At 46.1% G+C, this 7,812-nt stretch carries 9 protein-coding genes; 2 read left to right on the top strand and 7 right to left on the bottom strand.

The window, feature by feature from the left end; translation table 11 throughout:
- From ACTHY5_RS02310 to ACTHY5_RS02285, 6 genes are all read right to left on the bottom strand, one after another.
- Positions 1 to 267: cytochrome b (locus ACTHY5_RS02310; RefSeq protein ID WP_441875831.1), on the bottom strand; the 267-nt coding region annotated here is incomplete at its 3' end.
- A gap of 157 nt (positions 268 to 424) precedes the next feature.
- Positions 425 to 886, bottom strand: a complete 462-nt coding sequence (locus ACTHY5_RS02305; RefSeq protein WP_441875828.1) for a c-type cytochrome — start codon at positions 884 to 886, stop codon at positions 425 to 427.
- Between the two features lie 114 nt (positions 887 to 1,000).
- Entirely contained in the window at positions 1,001 to 1,513 is a 513-nt protein-coding gene (locus ACTHY5_RS02300) for a lipocalin family protein (RefSeq protein WP_441875825.1), read from the bottom strand.
- Positions 1,514 to 1,552: 39 nt separating this feature from the next.
- Positions 1,553 to 2,110: a DUF1415 domain-containing protein gene (locus ACTHY5_RS02295; protein ID WP_441875822.1), complete on the bottom strand. Its 558-nt coding sequence runs from the start codon at positions 2,108 to 2,110 to the stop codon at positions 1,553 to 1,555.
- Positions 2,111 to 2,154: 44 nt separating this feature from the next.
- Positions 2,155 to 2,637, bottom strand: a complete 483-nt coding sequence (locus ACTHY5_RS02290) for a DUF3465 domain-containing protein (RefSeq protein ID WP_441875819.1) — start codon at positions 2,635 to 2,637, stop codon at positions 2,155 to 2,157.
- Positions 2,638 to 2,660: 23 nt separating this feature from the next.
- The gene (locus tag ACTHY5_RS02285) at positions 2,661 to 4,460 is read right to left on the bottom strand and encodes an ABCB family ABC transporter ATP-binding protein/permease (RefSeq protein WP_441875816.1); all 1,800 of its coding nucleotides are present in this window, start codon (positions 4,458 to 4,460) and stop codon (positions 2,661 to 2,663) included.
- Positions 4,461 to 4,581: 121 nt separating this feature from the next.
- Here ACTHY5_RS02285 and zntB point away from each other — a divergent pair, with 121 nt between their 5' ends.
- On the top strand, positions 4,582 to 5,547 hold the full coding sequence (zntB, locus tag ACTHY5_RS02280) for a zinc transporter ZntB (RefSeq protein ID WP_441875814.1): 966 nt from the start codon (positions 4,582 to 4,584) through the stop codon (positions 5,545 to 5,547).
- A 55-nt stretch (positions 5,548 to 5,602) separates the two neighbouring features.
- Positions 5,603 to 6,142, top strand: a complete 540-nt coding sequence (locus tag ACTHY5_RS02275; protein ID WP_441875812.1) for a glutathione peroxidase — start codon at positions 5,603 to 5,605, stop codon at positions 6,140 to 6,142.
- A 47-nt stretch (positions 6,143 to 6,189) separates the two neighbouring features.
- Here ACTHY5_RS02275 and ACTHY5_RS02270 read toward each other — a convergent pair whose 3' ends face one another.
- Complete coding sequence (locus ACTHY5_RS02270) at positions 6,190 to 7,740, bottom strand: TerC family protein (RefSeq protein ID WP_441875809.1); 1,551 nt, start codon at positions 7,738 to 7,740, stop codon at positions 6,190 to 6,192.
- Between the last annotated feature and the right edge of the window lie 72 nt (positions 7,741 to 7,812).

Genomic DNA, 7,812 nt, shown 5'->3' with positions numbered 1-7,812 from the left:
CCAATGAGTTCCACGCGCCAGCACTCGCTCCCATTTTTTATGCGACGCCAAGGGGGCAGGCTGCGCGGTGAATGCTCGTGTCAGTAAGCGTAGCAGTATTAAAAACAATAATAAAAAGCCGATGCTTTTGTGCCAAAACGGTAGCACTTGATAGAGCGAGTCGTAATAGCTTAGGCTGCGCATCCATAAACCCAGCGCAAATAGCACCACCACTAATAAGGCAGTTAGCCAATGGAGTAGACGCATTGGCAAAGAAAATTTAGGCATGACAGAACACCCCCATTTACGCTGTGTTATTAAACATTTAACTTAAGATGATCATATAAACACTCTAACACTAGTTACCCACCACTCATATCTAAAACAAAAAAAAGAGCCCTTAGGCTCCTTTTTATACTAATACAATAGCAATGATGATGACGTATTAGTCAGCACGATAGTCGTCGTGACAGGCTTTACAGGTTTTTAGTACTTTACCAATAGCAGGCACTGCCGCTTTTTTATCAAATCCGGCTTCACCTGATGCAGCAATCAGTTCTTTCAGCGCACCACCAAAGGCTTTGCCTTTTTCGCCCATGCCATCCATATCGTCCCAAGCAGCAGGCAGCAGGTTACTGTCTTTTACATCTTTAGTGGCAGGCACATAGGTTTCACCCAACAGCTTGCTCACATTACCTAAATTTAATGCGCGCTCATGTACTACTTCAGCATCAAACTCGGTTTTACCTTTAGCCATGGCGCCTAATACCGTCGCTTGGGCACTCATTACTTGGTAAATAGATTGGCGATATTTTACCAAGTCATCTGCTTTAAACAGCTCAGACTGGGCAACTGCCGTTGAGGCAAAAACACCACCTATGGCAACTAGTGCGATTTTTTTCAGCATCACTTACTCCTTCATTTTTATTATTTACAGCGTATAAATCAGTATTACATCAATTAGTATCTAACGATAAACCATAAAATGTAGCAAAGCCACTCACAACAACAAAGTACGACCTTAGTCTGCGTGATTCACCCAAATTAACTGATCTGTTGCAAAACCAAGTTGTTGTGCTTGTTCAACAAACTGGGCTTTTAACGCTGGGCTAACCTCGGGCTCTCTGGCAAGTAACCATAAATAATCATGATTATAACCAGACACAAAAGCATAGCGATAATCTTCATCTAGCTCAAACACCGCATAAGACGAATAAAAGGGACCAAAAAAAGAAACCTTTAAATGCGCTTCTTGTTCATCATTCACAAAGTAGGCTTTGCCAACCGCTTTTTTTTGCTCTTGGGTTTGCTGAACAATACCGCGGTTAATCACCCGTATTTCACCCTCGTCACCTTGTTGATACTCAGCAGTAACCTGAGCAAGCCCTTGTTCAAATGAATGGTCAAGGCGCGCTATTTCATACCAAGTACCCAAATACCGTTCACTATCAAAGTTTTTAACCGGCGTTACTGCATCAGGTAACCCAGTGCAGGCAGTTAATAACATGACCATACTCATTAATAAAATACGCATGCTGGGTCCTTATTATTAAGGTAGTTAACATAAAAGCCGTTATTTAGTGTGGGGCTTATGACACTCAGCAAGCAGCTTAACAAAAAATTCGCTGCCTTTACGACGCGCAAAATCAATATTACGCTCAGGGATAGCTTCAGGATGGGCGTAGCTGGCCAAGGCTTTTTCCATGCTGGCTTCACGAATAATATGCAAGGTGGGATAAGGCGAGCGATTAGTATAATTAGCGGCATCATCTTGGGGCTCACCGTCAAAGCAATAATCAGGGTGAAAACTGGCTAGCTGATACTTACCCTCATAGCCCTGCTCAAACAAGGCGTCATCGGCCAGCTCAACGAGATCAAGATAAGCATAAAAGCCTTCAAAACCTCTAGGCATAATGACCAAGGTTGTTTCTACCTCGGGTTGTTCATCCAACAGGGTGCACTCGTTAAGCAAAGCCTGCACCACAGCTTTAGGCTGATGCTCCTCTACCACAGCATAACGAATACTGGCTCGCTCCACTTCTTGGCGAGCAAAAGGGCAGAGGTTGTATTTCATGATCACCCGCTTCACCCAGCTTTCGGTAGCGGCAATATAGTGCTCTTGTTCTGACATTTCATCTCTTCTTTGTAACATAGCCAATATGGTGGCGAGTCAGGCTATTGGTATTGTCGACCATTATGCTTTAACCAGCCATGGGGATGGCGACCTTTAGGATCATGGTGGGTCCAGTGTAAAACACCACCTTTGTCATTCCACACATATTCCCCGACAAACTCGACGCTATCTCCTAGCTTAAGATCCTGAATATAAGGCGCTAGGTCAATATTATGCGCCACTAACAAGGTTTGTCCGCTGGCTAAACGTAAAATAAAGCGTTGATGTCGACTGCCTTTAGTATCATCCGCCAGTAACTTGATCACCTGCCCCTGATCCGCAATTTGCTGTTTATGATGGCGCCGTAAATAAACCGACGGCTCGCTGATTGCTGTTGGCTTGGTAGACGGCTTCGCAATAAGCTCGGTGCTCGGTGTAGTCGCGGCGCTATCATTAGCAAATAACGACAACAAGGTCGGATTATATTGCTCCGCTCCCAACACCACCAATATCAGTAATAAACCCAATAAACCTCTTTTTTTCACCTGTTTAGCTCCTTAGCCTTGAGTTAATCACTTTGCTGTTGTTGCACCTGCCATAGCTGCGCATAACGCCCTTGCTTAGCTAACAAGGTGAGGTGATCGCCCTGCTCTACTATCTGCCCTTGGTCCATCACCAAAATATGATCTGCATCTATAATAGTAGATAGCCGATGGGCTATCACTAAACTGGTTTGCCCTTGTGAAACCTCACGAATGGCCTGCAAAATACGTTGTTCAGAGCCACTATCAAGAGACGAGGTGGCCTCATCAAACACTAATATGGGTGGACGCTTGAGAATGGTGCGTGCAATGGCCACTCGCTGTTTTTCACCGCCACTGAGTTTAAGGCCACGCTCTCCCACTTGGGTATTTGCGCCCTCGGGTAAGCGCGCAATAAAGTCCGCCAAGTGTGCCAGCTTAATCGCCTCTTCTACTTCCTCATCACTGGCACTAATACGACCATAGCGGATATTTTCAAAAATAGAGGCGTTAAATAACACAGTGTCTTGCGGCACTATGCCAATGGCTTGGCGCAAAGAGTGTTGCGTGAGCTCGCGAATATTCTGACCATCAATCAAGATATCGCCGCTATCGGTGTCATAAAAGCGAAACAGCAATTTCACCAAGGTCGATTTTCCGCCACCACTGGCCCCCACTACCGCCACTTTTTGTTGTGGACGTACACTAAAGCTCACTTGGTTTAAAATAAGGCGCTGATCACTGTAACCAAAACTCACATTACAAAACTCTATTTTTCCCAGGCTTACCACCAGCTCTTTCGCCTGTGCATCATCATTAATCACGGGTGAACGACGCAATAAAGCAAACATACGCTCTACATTGGCCATTGAGCCTTTCATTTCACGGTACACAAACCCTAAGAAATTGAGTGGCATAAATAGCTGCATCATAAAGGCATTAATCAGCACAAAGTCACCTAACGTCATGGTGCCTGCTACCACATTATTACCCGCCAGAATCATCATAGTGGTCATGGCGATGGCAATAATCAGCGCCTGCCCTCCATTTAACGCAAATAAGCTTAGACGATTACTGCGCCTAGCCTGCTCCCATTGAGCTAAATCATGGTCGTAACGTTGCGCCTCATATTGCTCGTTGGTAAAGTATTTGACGGTTTCAAAATTCAATAAGCTGTCTAGTGCTCGGGTATTACTTTGTGAATCAGCCAAGTTGGCCGCCCGCACAAAGCCTGTTCGCCAATCGGTTGCAATAATAGACCACCCCACATAGACCACCACGGCAATAAAAGTGACCAGCGCAAACCATATCGAGTAGTTGATGAGCAAGACGCCAATGACCATGGCAATTTCAAACAAGGTCGGCACTATGTTAAACACCATAAAGCGCAGCAAAAAGCTCACCCCAGACACGCCTCGCTCAACATCGCGCGATAAACCGCCCGTATTACGATTTAAGTGAAAGTTAAGCTCTAGGCGATGCAAGTGATTAAATACCGCCAACCCTATGCGGCGCATGGCCCGTTCAGTCACACGGCCAAATAAGGCATCGCGAATTTCGCCCAATAACACATTACTAAAGCGCACCACGCCATAGGCCAATAGCAAGCCCAAAGGCAGTACTAACAACTTATTGCTGCTGCCATCACTCACACTGGCATCCATGGCATCAACAATATGCTTAAGAATAAAGGGCAAACCCACACTGGCTACTTTGGCCGCCACTAAGCACAACAGCGCCAGCACAATGCGACCTCGGTATTCCAGTAGATAAGGCCCTAGCGTCTTTAAGGTGCGCCAATTAAAAGGAGTCTCTTTAGCCTCGGGATGAAAAGAGCCGCGTCGCATTACATCGCCTATCATTAAAAATAAAGAATTTAATAGTACAGTGTTTCGCAGCACAAAGTGACATGCTTCAGTTATCTACTTTTTAAGGTAAGCTTGATAAAAGTGCATAAAAGGATTGAGCATGGGACAGGTGCCAGAACACACAATTTATAGCCTGCAACTCGATGGCAGTGGCGGTATGCAGCCGCTAGCCGTTGGGGATAAGCTGCCAAACGATGCCAGTGCATGGCTGCACATTGACTATACAGAGCCAGCTGCTGCACTTTGGTTACAGCACACTCACTTATTAAATGATAATGCCCGTGAAGCATTGCTGGGGCAAAGTAGCCGTCCTAAGTTAATACGCCAAGGCGAAAGCTTGTTGCTGATTTTGAGAGGTATCAACCATAATGATCATGATAAACCCGAAGAAATGGTGGCCTTGCGTATCTTTATTAACCCCACATTAATAGTAAGTAGCCGCTGTCGGCCACTATTATCTGAAAAAGATGTGTTTGAACAGTTCGCTACTCAAGATGGGCCTGTCAATGCCGGTGACTGGCTGGTTGCAATATGTGATGCGCTCACCGACCGCGCGGGGGAGTTTGTAGAAACACTGCACGATAAGATATTAGAGCTTGAAGAAGCCATACTAGAAAATAACTTCCCTACTAACGGTCAGCTCAGCCGCATTCGTAAGCAGCTCATTATCATCCGCCGCTACCTTTCCCCTCAGCGAGACTTAGTAGCGCGGCTGGCGAGCGAAAAAGTGACTTGGTTAAACGAGGAGGATCGCCGCCGCTTATTGGATATTGCCGACCGCTTACGCCGCTGGCTAGATGACTTAGATGCCGGTGTGGCACGCACCGCTGTGTTGGCAGACGAAGTGAATAATATGATGACAGAGGCGACTAACCGCCGAGCGTATCAAATGTCGGTCATGGCGCTATTGTTTTTGCCTGCCAGCTTTTTAACCGGTTTATTTGGCATCAACTTAGCCGGTATGCCGGGTGCTGATAACCCCTTTGCTTTTTGGGCATTTTGTTTGTTCCTGTTAGCACTAGCAGTTGGACTGGGAGTATGGTTGAAACAACAGCGCTGGTGGTAGGAGATAACGTAAACAGTGAAGGGATAACTTCTAGCGGTTTTTTAAGGAGTACATGATGAAAAAGCGACTAACTGGTTTATGTGGTTTATTACTAAGCCAACCGCTGTTGGCGGTTGAACCCAACACCACAGCCTTATTTGAACATCAAATACCCAGACTACACTCTAGCGAAATGCTTGATATGAGACCCTTTGCCGGCAAGCCGATGCTAGTGGTGAATACCGCCAGTCATTGTGGCTTTACCGGCCAGTTTGCAGGGCTAGAAGCGCTGCATCAAGAATACCAAGATAAGGGCTTAAAGGTAGTGGGCTTTCCGTCAAATGACTTCAAGCAAGAGGCCAAAGACGAAGCCAAAACGGCCGAAGTGTGCTTTGTTAACTTTGGCGTGACCTTTGATATGGCTCAACCTATTAAGGTACGCGGCAAAGAGGCTCATCCTATTTTTAAAGAGATAGCCCGCCAAAGTGGCAAGGCACCTCGTTGGAATTTCTATAAATTTGTGCTAAATAAAGACGGCGCAGTCACAGCGGTGTTTAGCAGTCGTACTAAGCCCAGTGACCCTAAATTACAGGCTGCAATACAAGCTGTGTTGTAAAGCTAGAAGCTGGAAGGGTAAATATCTTCCAGCCCTTAACTTCAGGCTTATTGATCACCGAGGGACTCGGCAGTAATAGGGGTGATCCGCACTTGAGCAATGCGAAACTCATCCAGCTCGACCACCTCAAAGCGCAAACCTTGGTGTTCAAATACGGCACCTTCTGCGGGCAACTGACCGCACCATGCCAGTAACATGCCCGCTAAAGTGGCGTACTCTTCTTCTGAGTCAACCAAACCACGGCGTGATAAAACCTGCTCAAGATAATGAATATCGGTACTGCCTTTTACCAGCCAGCCACCGGCTTCGTTAACCACTTCTGGGTCTTCGTCTTCATCTAAAAACTCCCCCACTATGGCTTCTAACAAATCATGGGGCGTCACTAGCCCTTGAATCGTACCAAACTCATCATTGACCAGTACTAAGTTACCTCGTGCCTCTCGCAACACATTAAGTAGGCGGATAACACTAATGCTGTCTGGCACTATAATGGAGTCACTGCCTTGGGCCAATGTGGCCAAGGTTTTCCCTTCTTTAAGACCGGCCATGAGATCTTTAGCCCGCACGACCCCCAATAAATTATCGAGTTCACCGTCACACACCAAAAACTGACTATGAGACGAGGCCATTAGCTCTGCTAATACTTGCTCACGGCTATTCGCAATATCTAACCAAGCAATCTCTGAACGAGGCGTCATCACGGTACGGGTAGAGCGCTCGGCCAACGATAAGACGCCGCTTATCATATTCCGCTCTTCTTCGGCAAAGCTGTGCGTTTGGCTAGCCTCTTGCAAAACAGGAGCATCATCGTCTGTATATTGCTTACCACCCATAAGGCGAAATATCGCTGTGGTGGCACGCTCACGTAATGGCACTCTTGCTAGTTGCTTGGCGGTATTACGCTTAGCCAATTGATTTAAAAACTCAATTAAAATTGAAAAGCCAATAGCGGCATATAAGTAGCCTTTAGGAATATGATAACCAAAGCCTTCTGCCACTAAACTAAAGCCTATCATCAATAAAAAGCTCAGGCACAACACCACCACGGTAGGATGGGCATTAACAAAGTCAGTTAACGACTTAGAGGCGATTAACATCACCACCATGGCTAATATAACCGCCGTCATCATCACGGCCAGACTATCAACCATGCCTACTGCAGTAATAATAGAGTCGAGAGAAAAGACCGCATCCAGCACCAATATTTGTGCAATCACCACCCCAAAGCCAGCATAGACATTGCTATTGCAGGTTTCATGCATGCTGCCCTCTAATCGCTCGTGTAGCTCTGTGGTTGCCTTAAATAATAAAAATACCCCCCCGGCCATTAAAATTAAGTCTCGGCCAGAAAAAGCAAAGTCTCCCCAAGAGACAATAGGCGTGGTGAGCGTCACCAACCAAGACACCACGCTCAGCAACGCAAGGCGCATCACTAATGCCAGCGATAAACCAATGACGCGCGCTTTATCTCGCTGATGCGGGGGCAATTTTTTTACCAAAATGGCAATAAAAACCAAATTGTCTATGCCTAACACAATTTCTAATACAATTAATGTGAGCAAGCCCGCCCACATAGACGGATCCATCAAAAATTCCATGGTTTACCTTTTATAAATAGTGAACGGGCAAGCTAATAGGCAGAAAGAACCATACCGACTGCTTCAGTATAG

The organism is Oceanisphaera sp. (genome assembly GCF_052084945.1).
Classification (GTDB): Bacteria; Pseudomonadota; Gammaproteobacteria; order Enterobacterales; family Aeromonadaceae; genus Oceanimonas.
This window is presented reverse-complemented; position numbering and strand designations above follow the sequence as displayed.